Source organism: Pseudomonas sp. SIMBA_067 (assembly GCF_046534675.1).
Classification (GTDB): domain Bacteria; phylum Pseudomonadota; class Gammaproteobacteria; order Pseudomonadales; family Pseudomonadaceae; genus Aquipseudomonas; species Aquipseudomonas putida.
Genome location: NZ_JAWRYH010000014.1, coordinates 65,918 through 86,129, shown reverse-complemented (window position 1 = coordinate 86,129; position 20,212 = coordinate 65,918). Strand labels below are relative to the sequence as shown.

The following is a 20,212-nucleotide window of genomic DNA, read 5'->3' as shown; positions in this document are numbered from 1 at the left end:
CATGCATTCGAGGAACAAGCCCATGGATATTCTGCAGGTCGCCGGTGGCAAGCCGATCAAGTTGTGGACCGATGGCGTGCCGGTCGAAGACGAGGCCCGCCAACAACTGCTGAACACGGCCAGGATGCCGTTCATCTTCAAGCACCTGGCGGTGATGCCCGACGTGCACCTGGGCAAGGGCTCGACCATCGGCAGCGTGATCCCTACGGTCGGCGCGATCATTCCCGCAGCGGTTGGCGTGGACATCGGCTGCGGCATGATCGCCGCGCGCACCTCGCTGCACGCCCGTGACCTGCCAGACAACCTGCATGGCTTGCGCAGTGCCATCGAGCAGGCGGTGCCGCATGGCAAGAGCTTCGGCAAACGTGACCAGGGCGCCTGGGCCGATGTGCCGGCCAGGGCGGACAAGGCCTGGGGCCAGCTGGCCGGGCGGTTCAAGGCCATTACCGACAAATACCCCCGGTTGGAAAAGACCAATAACCGCCACCACCTGGGCACCCTGGGCGGCGGCAACCACTTCATCGAAGTTTGCCTGGATGAGGCCGACCGCGTCTGGTTCATGCTGCACAGCGGCTCGCGCGGTGTGGGCAATGCCATCGGCAACCTGTTCATCGAACTGGCCCAGGCCGACATGCGCCAGCACCTGGCCAATCTGCCGGACAAGGACTTGGCGTACTTCGAAGAAGGCAGCCGCCATTTCGCCGACTACGTCGAAGCGGTGGAGTGGGCGCAGGAGTACGCCCGGCAGAACCGCGAGCTGATGATGCTGGCCGTGGTCGGCGCTGCTCGCAAGGCGCTGGGCAAACCGTTCGAGGCCAGCCTGGAAGCGGTGAACTGCCACCACAACTACGTGCAGCGTGAGCAGCATTTTGGCCGCGAAGTGCTGGTCACGCGCAAAGGGGCGGTGTCGGCACAGAAGGGGGAACTGGGCATCATCCCGGGCTCGATGGGGGCCAGGAGCTTCATCGTGCGTGGGCTGGGCAACGAGGAGTCGTTCTGTTCCTGCAGCCATGGCGCAGGCCGGGTGATGAGCCGGACCAAGGCCAAAAGCCGCTTTACCGTCGTGGACCAACGGCGTGCCACGGCGCATGTGGAGTGCCGCAAGGACAAGGACGTCGTCGACGAGATCCCGATGGCGTACAAAGACATCGACGCGGTGATGCGTGCCCAGCAGGCGCTTGTAGAGGTGGTTCATACCCTGCGCCAGGTCGTGTGTGTGAAGGGGTAGCGAGAAGTGCCATAACTGGCTACCACACAGTGCGCCGGGTAGTTCCTAGAGTGTCGCGCAGCCCACTTGGGGCAGACACCTGAGGATTGCAGATATGGCCACGCTTTACCCGTTCACTGACAGCGACGTCGATAATGCCTTCGCCCAGCTCGACCACGCATTGTTCGACAAAGCGCGCGAAGCTGATGGGCCTGAAAGTGACCCCACCCCGAACATGCTGATCGTTGCCGGTGCCCAAGGGTCGGGCAAGACCTACTTGCTGGAGAAGCAGTTGCTACCCAGCGAGCGCTACCCGAACCATGTGCGACTGTACTTGCCCGAATTTCGCAAGCTGCACCCGCACTACGCCGAAATGAGCGAGCACGGTGTGCTGCACGTGTACGAGCACACCGAAGCCTTCATCAGGGCACTGAGCGGCAAGGTGTTTGAATACGCTTTCGCCAACCGTTACAACATCATCATGGAAACGGCATTGGACGACGCAGCATTCGCCGGCTTCCAGCCTGCGGCCGTAAAAGCGGGTTACCGCTTCGAAATTCACATGATCGCCTGCAAGGTGGAATTCAGCCATTGGGCGACCCTCGACCGCGGCGTGAAGAGCGTCGCCAAGGGCGAAATCGAGCGATTCGTGGCGTTGTCGCAGATCCAGAGCTCACAGGCGAATGCCAAAAAGATCCTGAACGCTTTCGAACACGCCTGTACGCAGGCCCCTGGTTCGCAGGTCACGCTTTATGAGCGTGGCTTCGAAACGGATCAGCAGAGCAAGGTGCTGTGCCACAGCATCTGTGATGCCCCTGGTGTGTTGACTCCCCAGGCGGACTACGATGGCCAGCCATTTTTCCGGGCGCCTTACCACGACACACTGGTTGAAATCCGGCGTAGCCCTGAAGGCAACGATTCTGGCGCCTACCTGCAATTCTTCCAGGTCGTGCATGCCGGCATGCTTGATGAGCCGGTGCGCCAACAGATGGTAATGGCCTGCTGCAAGACCCTTGGCCGTAGCACCGACCTGGTACCCAGGATTTCCAGGGATGCCTTCCGCGACCTGAGCCAGTACCTGCTCAAGTACACCTATCCCTGATGATACGAGGGCGCAGCAGGCCGGAGCCGGATAGGCGGTTATTTGGCCAGCTGCTCTATCACCGTATTCAAAGAGGCCCCCAGCATTTGCCCATGGTCGAGTCCTTCGAACCGTTTGAAGTGGACCCGAAGGCCTTTTACCCTGGCCAGGTCTGCCGCCAGTTCTCGTGCAGGCCTCTCGACATCGCCCTTTACCTGCGCCCTGGGGTTGGCAGGCTCCTCGCTGCCGCGCATCAGCAGCAGCCGTGCAGGGCTGTTGCCCAAGCGTTGCGCAAGGCCCTGCGCCTCCTGCACGATCGCCCCGTCATGCCACCACAGTGAAGGGCTGGCCGCCGCATAGTCACTGAACATCCCGGGCCGGGTGAACAGCGCATGCAGCACGGCCAGCCCGCCGTAGGAATGGCCCCAAAGCGTCTGTCGCTGCAGGTCGATGGGGGCCAGCCCGGCCACCATCGGCCGCATGCGCTCGGTCAGCAGGTCCAGAAATGCATCCACGCCACCACTGGGCTGGCCGGTCAGCGGGTCACGCTGCTCGGCCTGCCCAGGCAACGCCGGGGTGTAGTCATAAGTCCGCCCCGCCCGCTCGATACGCTGCTCGGTCTGGTACCCCACGGCCACCAGCAAGGGTGCCTGACCGGCGGCAAGTTTGGCCAGTTGCTGGCTGTTCAGCGCGCCGAGCGCAGCATTGCCGTCGAGCATCCACAGTACCGGGTACCCCGATGCTGGCGCCGTGCGGTTCGGCGTACCGACCCACAAACGGTAATGACGCTGGCCATCGGCCGAGTCCAGGTCGAGCTGGGTGAAGCGGTAGGCCAGGTCCTGACGCTGCAGCAGCGAGGTGTCCATCTTCTGGTTGCGCTCGGGCTGTGCCAGGGCAACGGGGGCTGCAAGGGCCAGTGCCAAAGCCAGCGTCAGGGTCATCTTGCTCATCAGGCGTCTCGTCAGGGCTTTGCGAGGAACGCAAGGCTGGAACGCCCAGATGATAATCAGTCCTGATTGAGCGTAAAGCGCATTAACTTTCTAAACAGTCCCTGGCCATCGGCAAGGTCAGGTGCAGGCACAGCCCAGGGTGGCCATTGCTGGCCCACAAGCGGCCGCCTTGCAGCTCGATGGCGCGTCGGGCGATGGCCAGGCCCAGGCCGAAGCCCGCGCCGCTGTCGGTCAGGCGCTGGTAAGGCTTGAAGATGCGTTCAAGGTCGGCGTCAGGTACGCCGGGGCCCTGGTCGCTCAGGCACAGGTGCCAGCAGTCGCCTTCACGCCAGCCCTCCAGGCTGACCCGGCCCTCGGCCGGCGAGTGGCGAATGGCATTGCGCATCAGGTTTTCCAGGGCCTGGGCCAGGCTGTCCAGATGGGCCTGTACCAGGCAATCGGTGCCGAGTGAACACGGCAGGCGTGCACGGTCCCAGCCACTTTCGAAGCAGGCGTCCTGGCACAGTGCTTCCCATACGGAAACCATCAGTATCGGCTCGGTCGGCAAGCTGGGCTGTTCGGTGTCCATCCAGGCCAGGTCCAGCGTGTCTTCCAGCAGTTTCTGCATGTCGGCGACTTCGCGGTCCAGGCGCTCGCGCAACTGCAGCGGCGGCAAGTCGCTGTCATGGGCGATTCGCAACCGTGCCAGGGGTGTGCGCAGCTCGTGAGACAGCGTGCGCAGCAGCAGGCGCTGTTGCTCCAGGCTCTGGCGCAGGCGCCCGGCCATGTGCTCGAAGGCCTGTGCCAGTTCACCCAGCTCGTCACGGCGTGCCAGCAGGGGCAGGGCGGGGCTGTCCAGGTCATCGGCACGCAGGGCGTCGGCGCGGTCGCGCAGGCGGTTCAGTGGTACGACTAAATGCCGGTACAACGCCAGGCCCAGCAGCAGGGCGAGCAGCGCAGGTGCAACGCCGTGGGTGATCACATGGGTCCATGGCGTCAGGCCGGTGGGCAGCAGGCGTTCGGGCAGTTGCAGCACCAGGCGGCCGCGCTCGGGGTGTTGCGGGAATTCGATGCTGACGTAGGGCAGCTCATCCTGCAGGCGCCGGCTCATGGGCCAGTCCAGTTTGCGCATGAAGGTCAGGTGGCTGGCCTCCTCGGCGCTCAGCGGTGTGGTGCCGAGGCTTTGCAGGTGCGGGCCGATCACCGCCACCCAGGTGTCCTCAGCCTGTTCCAGTTGCCTGCGCCAGGCCTCGGCGCCTACCGCACCGCCCTGGTTCCAGGCGTCTTCAGCTTGTTGCGCATAGCGCGCCAGGTAATCCTGGTCGGCCGGGGACAGAAAATAGGTGCTGCGCTCCACCGACAGGCCCCAGGTCCAGATCAGCCAGATCAGCAACAGGCAGAAGCTGACCTGCAGTACGGCCAGTTTCCACAGCAACGGGTGGCGACGCATCAGGGCTGTTCCGTGTCGACCAGGAGATACCCCTGCCCGCGCACGGCCTGGATCTGCAGGTGCTGGGCACTGATGTCGGCCAGTTTGCGGCGCAGGTTGCACACGTGCACGTCCAGGCCCCGGTCCAGGCGGGTATAGGCCCGGTGCAGCACGGTCTGGTACAGGAAGGGCTTGCTCAAGGCTTCGCCGGGATGCGCCCGCAGCGTCACCAGCAAGCGGAATTCGGATGCGGTGAGGCCAGCGGCGTTGCCGTTGTGGATAACGTCCTGGCGGTCGTGGTCCAGCATCACTTCGCCGACGTCGGCACGCAGCGCCGTGCCGCGATCAAATGCCACGCGCCGCAGCAAGGCATCGACCCGTGCGTCCAGCTCCGCCAGGCTGAAGGGCTTGGGCAGGTAGTCGTCGGCACCACGGGTAAAGCCACTGATGCGGTCCTGCTCGGCACCCAGCGCCGACATCAGCATGACCGGCACCGCCTGCTGGCGGCGCAACTCGTCGAGCAGGCTGAGGCCATCGATACCCGGAAGCATGATGTCCAGCAACACCAGTTCGAACGGTGTTTGCCCAATGGCGTCCAGGGCCTGGGTACCAGTGGCACAGGCGTGTACCCGGAAACCGCGTTTGAGGAAATGGCGTTCCAGGTCCTGACGCAGGCTTGCGTCGTCTTCGGCGAGGAGAAGTGAGGTGGGCACGGGGAGCCTTGAATGAGAACCTGTATCAGTTACGAATCATCCCATTGCCAGCAAGGGAGGGCAACGCTTGGGTGTGTTAAGAAGGTTAATCCTGCTGCGCCCCCGTTTTCCCTCCGGTATCGTTCGCAAAAAGCAACTTGTTTCGTTTGCGAATTACTATCATTTGGGCGAAGGGTGTGTCATGAACGGTTTCAAAGGTGTGGGGAGCTCGCGACGGGCTCGGGGCTGGCTGGTGCTGGGGTTGCTGGCCCCGTTTTCGGTGTCGGCACTGGCCGAAACGGTAGCGACCCAGGCGGCAGCCGAGGGCACTGCGCTCGACCTGCCGGCATTGACCATCGAAGGCAACCGGCTGTACGACATGCTGCCCTCGGAAGCCACCGGTGGCTACAGCGTCGATGCCGCGACCGTGGGCACCAAGACGCCAGCAGCGCTGAAGGACATCCCCCAGTCGATCACCGTATACACCCAGGACTACGTCAAAGACCGCCAGTTCGTACACCTGGATGACCTGGCCAAGTACACCGCCGGCCTGCGCACCTTGACCAACGACAGCGGCCGGTCGTCGATCTACGCCCGTGGCTATGAGTACAGCGAGTTCAACATTGACGGCCTGCCGGCACCGATGGCCAGCATCTTTGGTACCGTGCCGTCGCTGGCGGCGTTCGACCGTGTCGAAATCATGCGCGGCCCGGCCGGGCTGTTCAGCAGCACCAGTGAACTGGGTGGCATCGTCAACATGGTGCGCAAGCGCCCGACTGCCGAGTTCCAGGGCCACGTCGAAGGCAGCTATGGCACCTGGGACACCAACCACGAAGAAATCGACCTGAGCGGGCCGCTGGATGACGCCGGGCGCGTGCGCGGGCGTTTCATCGCGTCCCGTGACGACACCAATGGCGAGGTCGACTACAACGCCAACACCAGCAACAGCTACTACGGCGCGCTGGATGTCGACCTGGACGACGCCACCACGCTGTCGTTCGGCCTGATGCACGAAGTGAAGAACATCACACCGCACAATGGTTACCCGGCAACGCTGTCCGGCGAAGTGCCCGATTTCAGCCATTCGCGTTTCCTGGGGGCTGACTGGAACTCCTTCGATGGCAAGACCACCGATCTGGTCGCCGAGCTGACCCACCGCTTCGACAACGGCGGCTATGGCCGTATCGCGGCGCGCGGTTCGCACCGCGACACCAATTACCTGTATGCCTTCACCGCGACCAATGCCACCACCGGTGCCAACTCCGAGCGCGCCAGCGCCCGCGACTTCACCCAGGACACCTACTCGCTGGACGCTAGCTACAGCCAGCCGTTCGAAACCCTCGGCCAGGTCAGCGAATTTGTGGTCGGCACCGACTACAAGAACTACGACACCGAGTACCTCAACGGCACCACCAACCTGGGCCCCATCAACGTCAACACCTACTCGCCGAAGCAGTTCGCCAAACCGTCGCCCAACTACAGTACCGAGACCGGCATGCAGGAAGAGGAATACGGCTTGTATTCCAAGGTCACCTTCCGCCCCATCGAGCGCCTGGCGCTGATCGCTGGCGGCCGCTTCAGCTGGTATCGCGGTGATTTCTACACCACTACCCTGAGCAGCGGCGCTACCACCAACGACAGCAAGCGTGTCGATGGCCACTTCACCCCGTATGGCGGCCTGGTCTACGACCTGACCGAGAACCATGCGCTTTACGCCAGCTACTCGCAGGTGTTCAAGCCGCAGTCCGACACCGACAGCAACGGCCGGGTGCTGAAGCCGCGTGAAGGCGAGCAGTACGAATTCGGGCTCAAGAGCAGCTACTTTGGCGGCGACCTGAATACCCGTTTCTCGGTATTCCGCCTGACCGACAAGAACCGCGCCACCACCGAGTATGACGAGGATGGTGTAGACACCAATTTCTCGATTGCCTCCGGCAAGACCCGCGTCAAAGGCGCGGAAGTGGAAGTGAGCGGCAAGCTAACGCCAAACTGGGAGTTGCTGGCCGGCTACACCTGGATGGAAACCGAAACCCTCAAGGGGGACGCCGAAACCACCTTCTTCATCATGCCGCGCAACCAGGCTTCGCTGTGGAGCAAGTACACCATCAGCCAAGGCCCGCTGACCGGCCTGGCCATTGGTGGCGGGGTATCGGCGATGAGCAGCTTCTATTCCGAGAATGGTGGCGTGCGTATCGATGCACCGGGCTATGCCACGGTCGACGCCATGCTGTCGTACCCGGTTACCTCGAAGCTGACGGCCACTTTCAACGTCAACAACCTGTTCGACCGGGACTACTTGTCGCGGGTGGGGTCGACGTCGACGTTCAACTTCTACGGGCCGTCGCGCAGCATGATGGTTGGGGCGCGTTACGATTTCTGATCGGCTTGTTTGGGCACGGTGCGGTCCCTGTGGGCGCGGCCTTATGTCGCGCCTACAAGGGGGCAGCACACGATGAGAAATTGTTGCTACATCGCGTGTGCAATCTGTGAAGCCGCACTAGAGTGAACCCATGCGGAGCGCTTGCTGCGTATGCAGAAGGTCTGCAAGGACGCTGGAACGTTGTTGAGATGGACGGCTGGTATTGAGGAGTAGGCCCCATGTAGACAATTCAACCGTTAGTGTCCTTGGCATCCCTGTGAGGGGAATATGATTGAAGACCCATACATGCTGTTCACCCGAATTCCTGTTGTCGTAGACGAGCAAGGTGGTTTGTTTACAGACCCCTTGTGGGTCAAAGATATAGAGCTTCATCTCACCTACATAGAAAACTTCGGCATGTGCTGCCCTGTCGAGAGAGGCGGCAACGTCGACGGGCTGCAAAGCATTAGCCATCTGGATGTTAAATGGCTTTATGGGTTGCGCAAAGACTATGGGCTTTCGTCAGTATTAAAGAACTTTTTTCCGAATTTCATAACCGTCATCAATGCCTGCAAGCATGCGCGGATCGTTCATTCTGACGGGGCCGGTTGGGCCTTCCCCTTGTCCTTTTACCTATTGCCGCTCAAGCCTTTGTTCCGCTTCCAATGGGTGATTGTCATAGAGTCTTCATTCTGGATGTTGGCTCAGGGGCAGCCGCGAAGCCTCAGAGCAATCATCGAACACCATATGCACACCTTTTTGTTGAAGCGCTGCCTGAAGCTGGCGAATGCCAGGATCTTTACTCAGTCTTTCTACAAGGAGTATTTTCTTGGGCGTAATAGCAGCCGCACGCTGATCAACCCTGCCAGCTGGCTGGATAAAAAATACATCGCGGCACCGGACGCCGTCAGGAAAAGATTCGAAGCCAAGGGCAACCGTAAAGTCAAACTGCTTTACCCATCACGCCTTGTCCTGGATAAAGGTGTTCTGCTAGTCCTTGAAGCCATTGAACAACTGGAAGTCGAAAACATTGAAATCACCGTCACCCTCATGGGTGAGGGTGATTTCAAAGAGCACTGCCTACGCTTTGCAGCTGAAGACCATGGCGGCATCGAAGTGCGGTTCCAGAACGCAGTTGATTATGGCAACGACTTTTTCGACATCATTGCCCAGCATGACTGGTTGTTGGTGCCGACCTTGAAGCAAGAACAGCCCCGCATCATTTTTGACGCGTTCAGCCAAGGCGTTCCCGTCATCGGTTCTGATACATCCGGGGTGCTGGACATAACCAGCAAGCACAACGCGCTGACGTTCGAAACCGGGAACCCGTCCAGCCTGGCAGAGCGTATCCGTCATGCTGCCCGGCATCCCGAGCTGGCGTTGGAAATGGGGCTTGCGGGGTTGGAGTATGCGACCGGGAAAACACACTTGCAGATGCACCAGGTGCGCGAGGAATTCCTGAAGAGCAGTTTGACACCCTCTGCCAGCCCGCGCGCCCGAAAAGACTGACGATGGGCTGCCCGATCACCGACTGATAACCAGACGCCCACCACCTTGGCGAACCTGCAGCCCATAGGTCTGGGCCAGCATGGCCAACGCCAGCGGCAGATCATCGACCGGGAAGGTGCCAGACACCCGCAGTTCGCTCAACGCGGGGTCGTACTCCAGGCGCTGGTCGGCGTAGCGCATCAATGCCTGCGCCCACTGGTGCAATGGCATGTCATCGGCCACCAGCAAGCCGCGTTGCCAAGCAAGGCTGGTTTCACCCACCTCACCGACAAGGCCCAGACGCTCCCGGGTGAATCGAACCTGCTGCCCGGCGCGGATGATGTTCTCGCCTGCCGCCACGCTGGTGCTTTCGGGGCGTACCTGCACGGCGCCTTCGTACACCTCGAGCAAGGTTTCATCGGCCAGCTGGCGCACGCTGAACCGCGTGCCCAGTGCAAGCAACTGCCCATGTACGGTCTGCACCATCAGCGGCCGTGGGTCGGCAGCGGTCACGATGTACACCTCGCCACGGCGCAGATGCAGCAGCCGTTGCGCGCTATCGAAAAGCAGCTGCAGGGCACTGTCGGTATTCAGGATGATCTGCGTGCCATCGGCCAGCCGCGCGTGTGTGCGCTCGCCGACAGCCGTATGGTAATCACTGGCAAAACGCCCGGCCTGCAAGCGCCAGCCCCACCAGCCAAGCGGTGCGGCACCCATCAGCAGAACCAGCCCGCGCAGTACCGCGCGCCTGCCCGGGGGGCGTTGCAGGGTATGCCTGGCCAGCGTTGGCGGCAGGCTGCCCAGGCGTGAAAGCAGGCGCTGCGCCCTTTTCCATGCACGTTCGTGCTCATCACTGGCAAGCCGCCAGCGCTCCAGTTCGAGCTGCTGGGCAGGCAGCAGCGGCCCGTCCTGCATCAGCATCAGCCACGAGGCTGCCTGGGCAAGCACATGCTGCGCGATGGCATCGTCGGGCGTTGCAGTACCGTTAGTCATCGGGCATCTGCGTCAGGCAGGTCAGGTAGCCGTCGTGGATGTACTTCTTCACCGTCGGCAGCGCTATGTTCAAGGCCACGGCGATGTCCTTGTGCTTCATGCCGTCCAGGGTCGCCATCAGGAATGCCTGCCTTGTACGCGGTCGCAGCTTGTGCAGAACTGCGTCGATCTCATGCAGGGTCTCGAGGATCACACATTGCAGCTCAGGCGAAGGATACTCGGGCTCTGGCAGCAACAGCAGCGCTTCGAGCCACGCCTGCTCCAGCGACTGCCGGCGCCGCCAGCTCACCAGCACGCAGTTCGCGATGCGCGTCAAGTAGGCGCGGGGTTGGCGAATCGGCTCGACCCGCGCGCCCTCGCGGCTGGCCAGCACACGCAGGAACGTATCCTGGGCCAGATCGTCGGCCACCCCGCGCCCCCATGACCTCAGCCGGTAGGCAAGCCAGTTACGCAGCCAGGCGTGGTTCTCGATGTACAGCGTTTCGATACTGCACGGCTCGGTACTGTTCGGCGGGGAGAAGGGTGCATTCATCGTCGATTGAATTGATACATGGGCTGTCGCAAATGCAAACCATTATCACTAGAATTGCTCAAGTCACAAGGCCAGTTCGGTAAATTCGGACGCTTCCTATCCATTCATATCCTTTTTTCGATCTCGTGCGACAGAGGAGGTAACAGCCCGCTGCCAGTGGTGGGCGCGAACCCCACGAGCGAGAAAAGCATGCTCCCAGTACGTTGTCCTTCACCTGTTCCGCGCCCTCGGCCTTGCCTGTCGCCCATCAACTTTGTGCTGCGTTGCACGCTGACCAGTTGCTGCGCTTCAGGCCTGCTGCACAGCAGCGCGGTTTTGGCCCAGGATGCCCACAAGGCTGCGCTCACGGCTACTCGCCTGGACGACGCCACGCTGCGTGACTACAACATTGCCCAAGGCCCGTTGGGGGCAGCCCTCGGCAGCTTCAGCAGCCAGGCCGGGCTGCTGCTGTCGTACGAGCCTGACCTGATCCGCGGGCGAACGGCGCCCGCCTTGAAAGGGCGGTATACGGTCAGCGAGGGCATGCAGCGGTTGCTCGCCAATACCGGTTTGCGGCTGGTGCCAAGTGCTACCGGCACCTACGTGTTGTTGGCGCAGGGCACCGCTGCCCGTGCTGCAGCAGAGTTGTCGCCGACGATGGTCGAGGCCGCCGCACAGGGCCCAGAGGTGGAAACCTACAGAGCGCCACGTTCGTCAGTGCACCTGACCAGCGAGCAGATCGACCGCTTCGGCCGGGTGTCTGCGGGCGACCTGCTCAGCGGTGTCCCAGGCGTGCAGGTTGGTGACACCCGCAATGGCGGTGCCTTGGACGTCAACATCCGCGGCATCCAGGGCCAGAGCCGGGTGGCGGTTAAGGTCGATGGTTCTGAGCAGGCCCTGGATGTGTATCGAGGCTATGGCGGTACCCAGCAGCGCAGCTATATCGATCCCGACCTGATCAGCAGTCTGACCGTGAACAAAGGGCCGTCGACCAAGTCCGGGGCGATAGGCGGCACGGTGGAGATGCAGACGATCGGTGTGCAGGACATTCTGGTGGACGGCAACCAGGTCGGCGTGCGGCTCAAGGGCGATTTCTGGGACAACGGCGTAGCCCCCGCTCACCGCAGCGCCAGCTCCAGGGATGAAAGCCTGACCGCGCCGCCACGCGACAGCCGGGGCAGCCTGTTTGGCTCCGAGGCTGAGTCTGGCAGCGCTGCCTTAGCCTTCACCACAGAGCGGCTGGACGTAGTGGCGGCGTATGCCCACCGTAACCAGGGCAACTACTTTTCCGGCAAGAAAGGCCAGGACCGCTACCGCATCCATGACGAAGACGGCCGGGAGCAGCCAAGCGTGGCAATGACCTACAACGCCGGCGAAGAAGTGCTCAACTCTTCATCGAAAACCGACTCGTATCTGCTGAAGGCAACCTGGCGGATAGCCGACGACCATACGCTGGACCTGGGCTATCGCCGCTACGACGGTCGCACTGCCGAGATCATGCCTTCCGACATCTATCGTTTCGGCACCGCGGGTATCTACCAGTACCCCTTGGGCGAGGTGAAGATCGACACCTACACGGCGCGCTACCACTACCTGCCTGCCGGTAACCCCTGGGTCGACCTGACCAGCAACCTGTGGATGACAGACGCCAAAACCAGCACCTTGAGCTCGGCCTGGACGGCGCCTGCTTCGCAGTTGTTTCGTTCTGACCGCAGCTGGACCCGCCAGGACAACCGCCGTATTGGTGGCGACCTGAATAACGTCTCCCGGTTCGAGACGACCCATGGCGACTTCAAGCTCGACCTGGGCGGCGCTTTCCAGCTCGAAGACCTGCAACCGCAGAAAAGTGTGCTTATCACCCAGCATGACATCGATGCCAACCGCACCCTGCGCGATGCCTCCAGGCAGGAGTTCAGCTTCAACGGCAAGCTCGAGTACCAGCCGATCGAGCAACTGACCCTGTGGGGCGGTGGCCGTTACAGCCACTTCCACACCAGGGACAACACCGTGCTGGCCACCGCCAGGCGTCAGGACCGCGAGGTACGATACGTCTCGGCGAGTGGCCCGAAAGGCTGGGGCAGCATGACCTGGTTCCCCGACCAGAACGGCCAGTACACCGATGCCACCGACCCCAGGCTGAACAACGGCATCGTCTTCGGCAACAGCAACGAGCCGTTCAATGGCGTGCGTTTCAACGACTTCGGCGCGACCAGCGTGGAGGTCGGCACCGAAGGCATCAGCAGCGTAGTCACAGGCTACGACCATAGCCCGCAGGGCAGCAGCAGTGGCGGCGGCTTCTCGCCGGCATTCGGCATAAACGTCGAGCTGATGCCCGACACGTTCTTCTATGTCACCTACACCCAGGGCCTGCGCCTGCCGTCTTTGTTCGAGACCAGCCAGGGTACCCAGCAAGTCTCCCCCGGTAAAAGCCTGAAGCCCGAACGCTCGCAGAGCTGGGAGATCGGCGTCAGCGCGCTGCGCGACAACCTGTTTACCGAGCACGATTCGGCCGCGGTCAAGCTTGCCTACTTCGACAACGTGATAAAGAACTACATCACCCGGTACTACGACCCAAGCCCGGGGCTTTGGGGCCTGATGACCTTCAGCAACACCGACAGCTTCAGCACCCGCGGCCTTGAGCTGCAATCACACTACGATGCCGGCCGTGTGTTTGCCGACCTCTCGGCCACCTACTACCTCAAGACCGAGACCTGCGACGCGGACTTCGCCGGCAAACTCCGCGCCACCGCCAACCCGTACCAGAAGACCGAGAACACACCCAACTGTACGCCGGGCAGTTTCATGGGCTCTTACACCAACACCCAGAACCCGCCACGGTTTTCAGCCAACCTGACTGGCGGCGTGCGCTTCCTCGACGAGGCATTGACCGTGGGTGGGCGGGTGACCTACACCTCCGGGCCGACCAATACCCTCGACAAGCCCTGGCAGTCCGGTGCTACCACGCCGCAGATCGAATACCGCTCGGTTGCGCTGTTCGATCTGTTCCTGAAATACAAGTTGCTCGAGAACACCGAGGTGAATGCCTCGCTGCAGAACCTGACCGATCGCTACTATCTGGACCCGCTGGCGCAAAGCTTCATGCCGGCGCCGGGGCGCACGCTGCGGGTGGGGGTAGTGACGCGGTTCTGAAGGCCGCAGAGGGCGTTGGCGCAGAGGGTTTCGCCAGTGCCCCGACATTTTTGCGGGCATTAAAAAGCCGGCTTGTGGCCGGCTTCTCGGGGACGCTTCCGACTAATTTATGGTAAGCCGCAATCGCCTTAACTGTGTGGCCATCAAGGGCCTGAAAGAGATGGCAGATGCCCGTGTGGGATATCGCCGAGCCCTCTGGACCGCGGCTCGCGCCGGTCGGGGCTTAATGTGCGGCGTAGCATACAAGGGCACGCGCAGGATGCCCAGCAAAAAATGGCACAGGTTGTTTCAGCCGGGCCGCTGCTGGCGGAAATGCGACCAGTGGAATACCCAACCGATAATCTCCAGGCCCTGCGCCTGGCGCTGGGCGCAGGTGTAGCGTTCGACGGCGTAATTGCGCCGGTCATGGCTGTGCAGGTACAGCGTGCCCTGCGGGCCGAGGCTGAGGTTGTTTACCCTGAGCACGCCATTGTGCAGCAGGGCATAGGTTTCGCCCTCTATTACCTGGGTCATGCCCAAGTCCACGGCCAGGATGGCCTCCAGCGGAATGAGCGGAACCATGTTGCTGGCGGGCATGGCCAGGCAGATGGCGTGATGGGCGTGCACACCCAACCCTTTCAGCGCTTTTGCCGGCAGGCGCAGGTGTTTGCTGGCCACCGGCGCAAGCAGGCCGTTTCGCAGTTCGTAAAAAGGCACCCTCAGCTCCCGGGCACGGTGTGCCGACAGTGGGCTGGGCGAGTTGGCCGGTGCCTGGCGTGGCGGGTGGTTGCGCTGGATCGGGTTTGGGTGTTTGGGCCCTTCGCCCGTGCGTAGCCAGCGCCGATGCACACAGAACAGGTCGGCCATTTCGTCCAGGCGGGCCAGGGGTACGCCGCGGTTGAACCAGTTGTTGACGTGCTGCGGTGTGACGCTGCGCTGAGCGGCGAAATCAGAAGCGGACAGGCCACATTCGTGGAGAAGGGCTTTGAGACGGTCGCCGGAAGTGTTCATGGGGGCGAGTGTAGCGACGGGGTACCCGCAAGGAAATGAACCGCTTGTTGACGGAGTTTGTACGAAAAGTGCCTGCTTGTAGGGCGTTGGTGTAGGACTGCGTAGGACTTTTTACCGAATTAAGGTGCTGTCGCCCCTTCGGGCAAAAAAAAACCCGCCGAAGCGGGTTTTTTTTACAACCGGTATCAGCCTTTGTAGGCAGCAACCGATTTGGTGATCGCAGCACGGGCGGCGTCAGCGCCATCCCAGCCTTCGATCTTGACCCACTTGCCCTTCTCGAGATCTTTGTAGTTGGCAAAGAAGTGCTCGATCTGCTGGATCAGCAGGGCTGGCAGGTCGGTGTATTCCTTCACGTCGACGTACAGCTGCGACAGCTTGTCGTGAGGAACAGCGATGACCTTGGCATCACCGCCGCCGTCGTCGGTCATGTTCAGGATGCCAACCGGACGGGCGCGGATAACCGAGCCTGGCGCTACCGGGTAAGGGGTAACCACCAGCACGTCCAGCGGATCACCGTCGTCAGCCAGGGTGTTCGGGATGAAGCCGTAGTTGGCTGGGTAGAACATCGGGGTAGCCATGAAACGGTCGACGAACAGGGTGTCGCTGTCCTTGTCGATCTCGTATTTGATCGGCGCGTGGTTGGCCGGGATTTCGATGGCGACGTAGATGTCGTTCGGCAGGTCTTTGCCCGCCGGAATCTTGCTGTAGCTCATTGGGCAGTGCCCCCGTGTTTGACCAAAAAAGTGGCGGCGATTATAGGCACATTCTGCCGGGGCATGCCACGCCTGGCCGGATGTGCGGCCCCGTCAGGCGTGGCTTTCGCGGTACTCGGGGTGTTCGGCCTGCAGCCGAAGCAGCCGCGCCAGCGGGTCTTGCCGGTAGAACTGCGACAACTGGTGGTAGACCTGTGGATAAGCCTGATGCAGCAGGTCGGGGGCACTAAAGAAGTATTCGCTGGTGACAGCAAAGAACTCCGCCGGGTTTTCCGCGGCATACGGGTCGATGGCGGTTTCGGCGTCGGGGTTGTTGTCCAGCTGGCGGTTGAGGTCGTCGTAGGCCTGCTGCATGGCCGTTGCCCACTCATCCACCGGCATGCCGCTGTGCAGCGGCGGCAGGCCGTTGGCATCGCCGTTGAGCATGTCGAGCTTGTGCGCCAGCTCATGGATGACCAGGTTGTAGGCCTCCCAGCCACCGCTGGCCAGCACGCCGTTCCAGGCCAGGATGATCGGCCCCTGTTGCCAGGCCTCGCCGCTGTGCTCGCCGTCCCACACGTGCTCCACGCCACTGGCATCGCGGTGGCGCTGGGGGCTCTTGAAATCGTCGGGGTACAGGATGATTTCGTGGAAGCCCTGGTACCAGTTCAGCTCGCCCAGGTGCAGCAGCGGCAACTGCGCCTGGGCGGCCAGCAACAGGCGCTGCTCGTCGTCGGGTTCGACACCTGGCAGGCAGGTGAGGTGCTTGTCGAGCAGGAAAAGGATGCAGGCTTCGCGCAGCCAGTGATCTTCGTCGTCGCTGATGCCGTCCAGCATGGGCAAGCGCTCGCGCACGGCCTGCCACTGCTTTGGCTCGATGGGGTAGCGCGCCAGTGCGCGCTTGCGCCGCCAGGCGCTGAACGACCACATGCCTGCTGTTCTCTAAGTGTTCAGTGAGCCTTGGCCGCACGGCCCAGGCGGCCGCGCAACAGGCCGAGGATCATCGGTACCAGCGACAGGATGATGATGCCCACCACCATCAGCGACAGGTGCTGCTTGATGAATGGCACGTTGCCGAAGAAGTAGCCCAGGGTGACCAGGCCGCCGACCCACAGGATTGAACCGGCAACGCTGAAGCCCAGGAAACGTGGGTAATGCATGTGGGCGATGCCGGCGACGAACGGTGCGAAGGTGCGCAGGATGGGCAGGAAGCGCGCCAGCGTCACGGTCTTGCCGCCATGGCGTTCATAGAACTCATGGGTGCGCTGCAGGTAGTCGCGGCGGAATATTTTCGAGTCGGGATTGTTGAACAACCGCTCGCCGGCTGTTCGGCCGATCACGTAGTTGGTGCTGTCGCCCAGGATTGCGGCAGCCATCAACAGGCCAGCCAGCAGCACCGGATCCATACCGCCACCCGCCGCTACGGCGCCGGCGATGAACAGCAGCGAGTCGCCCGGCAGGAAGGGCATTACCACCAGCCCGGTTTCGCAGAAGATCACGGTGAAAAGGATGGCGTAGATCCAGGGACCGTAATTGGTGACCAGCAGATCGAGGTAGGCATCGAGATGCAGGATAAGGTCCAACGGGTTGAAATCCATGTACAGCACCTGTGTTCTTGGGCGTAGGCTGGGTTACCTGGGGATGGGTAAATTTTCACGCATGACAGGTGGGGCATTATACGGCGAAGTGAGGATCATGCCCGGGGAGTTTGTAGCGGGGGGTTACGATAGGGACTGTTTTGTGTCAGCACCGAGCTCATGGAGCAGCCTTGCGCTGCGAAGAGGCCAGTGATGCCACAGGCAATCTCGGCCCTTTCGCAGCGCAAGGCTGCTCCTACAAATGCGGTGAACCGTTTTGACAGATCAATCCTGGCTGATGGGCAGGATGTAGCTCTTGAACTCGGTATCTTCACGAAACCCGATGGATTCGTAGGTCCTGTGCGCGACCTCATTGTTCGCGCTGGTCGACACCCGCATGCGCACGGCGTTGGTTTCCTTGGCCATTTTCTTCGCTTCACGCATCAGATGGTCGGCCACCAGCATGCGTCGCGAATCTTCGGCCACGTAGATGTCGTTGAGAATCCACACGCGCTTGAGCGACAGCGACGAGTAGCTTGGGTAGAGCTGGCAAAAGCCCATTAACTTGCTGTCGTCATCATCGGGAAGTGCCAGGTAGATCACTGATTCATCCCGCTTCAGGCGCTTTTCCAGGAAGCTGCGCGAGCTGTCGGGGTAGGGGAGCTGCCCGTAGAACTCACGGTACTTGACGAACAATGGCGTGAGCAGGTCGAGGTGTTCCAGGGTTGCCTTGATGATGCGCATGTGCGGCCCTCAGAGTCCATTTAGGGAAACAGCGGAATGCCAGCGGCTTTCAAGGGCATGCTGCCCAATGCGCGTCACAAGTGCAATCCGCCTTCCGTGACATGTTGTTTACTCTTTGCCGAGCAGGAAGTTGCCTTTCTGGTTACCAGTGTGCTCACTTTCCAGGCTATGGACCTCGGCTTCATCCTTGAGATTCACTCCGGAAAGCTGCCGACGGCAGGCTTCGCGCATCAGGTACAACAGGCGGTGCGCCGCCATGCCATAGCTCAACCCCTCCAGGCGGATGTTGGAGATGCAGTTGCGGTAGGCATCGGTCAGGCCGACTTTTGGCCCGTAGGTGAAATACAGGCCAAGGCTGTCGGGGGAACTCAGCCCCGGGCGCTCGCCGATCAGCATCACGGTCATCCGTGCGCCCAGCAGTTCACCAACCTCGTCAGCCACTGCCACGCGGCCCTGCTGCACCAGCACAACCGGGGCGCTGGTCCAGCCGTCAGCGGCGGCCTGTTCCTCGAAACGGGCCAGGAACGGCAATGCGTGGCGGTGCACGGCCAGCGCCGACAGGCCATCGGCGACCACAATGGCCAGGTCGACGCCGCCGGGGTTGGCCTGTGCATGCTGGCGCAGGGTGGCAATCGACTCTTCGTCCAGGCGCCGGCCCAGGTCCGGGCGCTGCAGGTACTGGTGGCGGTCACTGGCAGCGCTGTGCAGCACCAGGCTTTCGCGCCCGCGGTCACCCAGCTGGGTAGCCAGGCCGGCATGGTCGAAGGCCAGGTGCACGGCATCGCGGGCCTGGGCATGGGCGAACTGGAAGTCCAGCTGCGCCCCGGTCGGCAGGCTGGTGCCGGCACGGCCCAGGGCGATGCGCGCCGGGGTCAGGTTGCGCAGGGCCAGCCAAGGGTTGTCGGGGGTAGGCGTGCGATGGTCCATGGTCATCCCTATGCAAGCTGTGCCAAGGCCTGGCGGAAGGCCGCTGGCAGGTTGTCACCAAAGCGCACCCGGCCATCGGCCTGGGTGAAGATGCCGGTGCGGGCCAGCCATGCCTCGAATTCCGGCCCGGGCTTCAGGCCCAGAGTCTGGCGCGCGTACAGCGCGTCGTGGAACGAGGTGGTCTGGTAGTTGAGCATGATGTCGTCGGAGCCGGGGATGCCCATGATGAAGTTGATCCCGGCCACCCCCAGCAGGGTCAGCAGGGTGTCCATGTCGTCCTGGTCGGCTTCGGCGTGGTTGGTGTAGCAGATGTCGCAGCCCATCGGCACGCCCAGCAGCTTGCCGCAGAAGTGGTCTTCCAGGCCCGCGCGGATGATCTGCTTGCCGTTGTACAAGTACTCCGGGCCGATGAAACCGACCACGGTGTTGACCAGAAACGGCTTGAAGTGGCGGGCCACGGCATAGGCGCGGGTCTCGCAGGTTTGCTGGTCGACGCCATGGTGGGCGTTGGCCGACAGTGCGCTGCCCTGGCCGGTTTCGAAATACATCAGGTTTTGCCCGAGGGTGCCGCGTTTCAGCGACAGGCCCGCTTCGTAACCCTCCTGCAACACGTTCAGGTTGATGCCAAACCCGGCGTTGGCCGCCTCGGTGCCGGCAATGGACTGGAACACCAGGTCCAGCGGCACGCCACGGTTGATCGCCTCGATCGAGGTGGTGACATGGGTCAGCACGCAGGCCTGGGTGGGGATGTCGTAGCGCTGGATGATGGCGTCGAGCATTTCCAGCAGGGCACAGATCGAGGCGATGCTGTCGGTGGCCGGGTTGATGCCGATCATCGCGTCGCCGTTGCCGTACAGCAGGCCGTCAAGAATGCTGGCGGCGATACCGGCCGGCTCGTCGGTCGGGTGGTTGGGCTGCAAGCGCGTAGACAAGCGCCCGCGCAAGCCCATGGTGCCGCGGAACCGGGTGACCACGCGAATCTTCTGCGCCACCAGCACCAGGTCCTGCACGCGCATGATCTTCGACACGGCCGCAGCCATTTCCGGTGTCAGCCCTGGCGCCAGGGCGCGCAGGCTGTCTTCATTGGCCTCTTCGCTCAGCAGCCAGTCGCGCAAGCCGCCCACGGTCAGGTGGCTGACCGGGGCGAAGGCCTGGGCATCGTGGGTGTCGATGATCAGCCGGGTGACTTCATCGGCTTCGTATGGGATCAGGGCTTCATTGAGGAAATGGGGCAGCGGGATATTGGCCAGCGCCATCTGCGCAGCGACACGCTCGCCGTCATTGCTGGCCGCGACGCCTGCCAGGAAGTCCCCCGAGCGGGCCGGGCTGGCCTTGGCCATCACGTCCTTGAGGCTGTCGAAGCGGTAGACCAGGTGGCCTACCGTGTGTACGAAACTTGCCATACAGAATCTCCAGAGCCGCGGGTTGCCCCGCGGCGGGTGG

17 protein-coding genes are annotated in these 20,212 nt (G+C 62.3%); 5 read left to right on the top strand and 12 right to left on the bottom strand.

Annotated features, from left to right (window positions below; all coding sequences use genetic code 11):
- Nucleotide 1: 1 nt before the first annotated feature.
- Entirely contained in the window at nucleotides 2-1,228 is a 1,227-nt protein-coding gene (locus tag SB765_RS24525) for an RtcB family protein (RefSeq protein WP_410932073.1), read from the top strand.
- Between the two features lie 94 nt (nucleotides 1,229-1,322).
- Nucleotides 1,323-2,309: a zeta toxin family protein gene (locus SB765_RS24520; RefSeq protein ID WP_341797443.1), complete on the top strand. Its 987-nt coding sequence runs from the start codon at nucleotides 1,323-1,325 to the stop codon at nucleotides 2,307-2,309.
- A 38-nt stretch (nucleotides 2,310-2,347) separates the two neighbouring features.
- On the opposite strand, the gene SB765_RS24515 is transcribed toward SB765_RS24520, so the two are convergent.
- The 3 genes from SB765_RS24515 to SB765_RS24505 all read right to left on the bottom strand — a co-directional run bounded on the left by SB765_RS24515 (nucleotide 2,348) and on the right by SB765_RS24505 (nucleotide 5,359).
- Nucleotides 2,348-3,238, bottom strand: a complete 891-nt coding sequence (locus tag SB765_RS24515) for an alpha/beta hydrolase (RefSeq protein WP_410932072.1) — start codon at nucleotides 3,236-3,238, stop codon at nucleotides 2,348-2,350.
- Nucleotides 3,239-3,320: 82 nt separating this feature from the next.
- Entirely contained in the window at nucleotides 3,321-4,667 is a 1,347-nt protein-coding gene (locus SB765_RS24510; RefSeq protein ID WP_341797445.1) for a sensor histidine kinase, read from the bottom strand.
- Nucleotides 4,667-5,359 (bottom strand): response regulator transcription factor, encoded by a 693-nt coding sequence (locus tag SB765_RS24505; protein ID WP_410912408.1) that lies wholly within the window; start codon nucleotides 5,357-5,359, stop codon nucleotides 4,667-4,669. The genes SB765_RS24510 and SB765_RS24505 overlap by 1 nt, the downstream gene beginning before the upstream one ends.
- A 181-nt stretch (nucleotides 5,360-5,540) precedes the next feature.
- Here SB765_RS24505 and SB765_RS24500 point away from each other — a divergent pair, with 181 nt between their 5' ends.
- Both SB765_RS24500 and SB765_RS24495 read left to right on the top strand, forming a co-directional pair.
- Entirely contained in the window at nucleotides 5,541-7,718 is a 2,178-nt protein-coding gene (locus SB765_RS24500; RefSeq protein WP_410932071.1) for a TonB-dependent siderophore receptor, read from the top strand.
- Between the two features lie 267 nt (nucleotides 7,719-7,985).
- Nucleotides 7,986-9,206 (top strand): glycosyltransferase family 4 protein, encoded by a 1,221-nt coding sequence (locus tag SB765_RS24495; protein ID WP_410932070.1) that lies wholly within the window; start codon nucleotides 7,986-7,988, stop codon nucleotides 9,204-9,206.
- Nucleotides 9,207-9,221: 15 nt separating this feature from the next.
- Here SB765_RS24495 and SB765_RS24490 read toward each other — a convergent pair whose 3' ends face one another.
- Together SB765_RS24490 and SB765_RS24485 are read right to left on the bottom strand one after the other, a co-directional pair.
- A complete protein-coding gene (locus SB765_RS24490; protein ID WP_410932069.1) occupies nucleotides 9,222-10,178 on the bottom strand; it encodes a FecR domain-containing protein in 957 nt (318 codons plus the stop codon).
- Nucleotides 10,171-10,710, bottom strand: coding sequence for a sigma-70 family RNA polymerase sigma factor (locus SB765_RS24485; protein WP_410932068.1), 540 nt, complete (start codon nucleotides 10,708-10,710; stop codon nucleotides 10,171-10,173). The genes SB765_RS24490 and SB765_RS24485 overlap by 8 nt, the downstream gene beginning before the upstream one ends.
- 189 nt (nucleotides 10,711-10,899) lie before the next feature.
- On the opposite strand from SB765_RS24485, the gene SB765_RS24480 reads away from it, so the two are divergent.
- Nucleotides 10,900-13,839, top strand: a complete 2,940-nt coding sequence (locus SB765_RS24480; protein ID WP_410932067.1) for a TonB-dependent receptor domain-containing protein — start codon at nucleotides 10,900-10,902, stop codon at nucleotides 13,837-13,839.
- A 288-nt stretch (nucleotides 13,840-14,127) separates the two neighbouring features.
- Here SB765_RS24480 and SB765_RS24475 read toward each other — a convergent pair whose 3' ends face one another.
- The 7 genes from SB765_RS24475 to SB765_RS24445 all read right to left on the bottom strand — a co-directional run bounded on the left by SB765_RS24475 (nucleotide 14,128) and on the right by SB765_RS24445 (nucleotide 20,172).
- On the bottom strand, nucleotides 14,128-14,829 hold the full coding sequence (locus tag SB765_RS24475) for a helix-turn-helix transcriptional regulator (protein WP_341797452.1): 702 nt from the start codon (nucleotides 14,827-14,829) through the stop codon (nucleotides 14,128-14,130).
- A gap of 185 nt (nucleotides 14,830-15,014) precedes the next feature.
- Nucleotides 15,015-15,542 carry an inorganic diphosphatase gene (ppa, locus tag SB765_RS24470; RefSeq protein WP_016497835.1) on the bottom strand — a complete coding sequence of 176 codons (528 nt, stop codon included), beginning with the start codon at nucleotides 15,540-15,542 and terminating at the stop codon, nucleotides 15,015-15,017.
- A gap of 93 nt (nucleotides 15,543-15,635) precedes the next feature.
- Nucleotides 15,636-16,451: a M90 family metallopeptidase gene (locus SB765_RS24465; RefSeq protein ID WP_234229293.1), complete on the bottom strand. Its 816-nt coding sequence runs from the start codon at nucleotides 16,449-16,451 to the stop codon at nucleotides 15,636-15,638.
- Nucleotides 16,452-16,471: 20 nt separating this feature from the next.
- Nucleotides 16,472-17,119, bottom strand: coding sequence for a DedA family protein (locus SB765_RS24460; protein ID WP_341797454.1), 648 nt, complete (start codon nucleotides 17,117-17,119; stop codon nucleotides 16,472-16,474).
- A gap of 264 nt (nucleotides 17,120-17,383) precedes the next feature.
- On the bottom strand, nucleotides 17,384-17,842 hold the full coding sequence (locus tag SB765_RS24455; RefSeq protein WP_341797455.1) for a GNAT family N-acetyltransferase: 459 nt from the start codon (nucleotides 17,840-17,842) through the stop codon (nucleotides 17,384-17,386).
- A gap of 108 nt (nucleotides 17,843-17,950) precedes the next feature.
- Nucleotides 17,951-18,769, bottom strand: coding sequence for an ethanolamine ammonia-lyase subunit EutC (gene eutC / locus SB765_RS24450; protein WP_410932066.1), 819 nt, complete (start codon nucleotides 18,767-18,769; stop codon nucleotides 17,951-17,953).
- 8 nt (nucleotides 18,770-18,777) lie between these two features.
- Nucleotides 18,778-20,172: an ethanolamine ammonia-lyase subunit EutB gene (locus SB765_RS24445; RefSeq protein WP_410912422.1), complete on the bottom strand. Its 1,395-nt coding sequence runs from the start codon at nucleotides 20,170-20,172 to the stop codon at nucleotides 18,778-18,780.
- Nucleotides 20,173-20,212 lie beyond the last annotated feature (40 nt).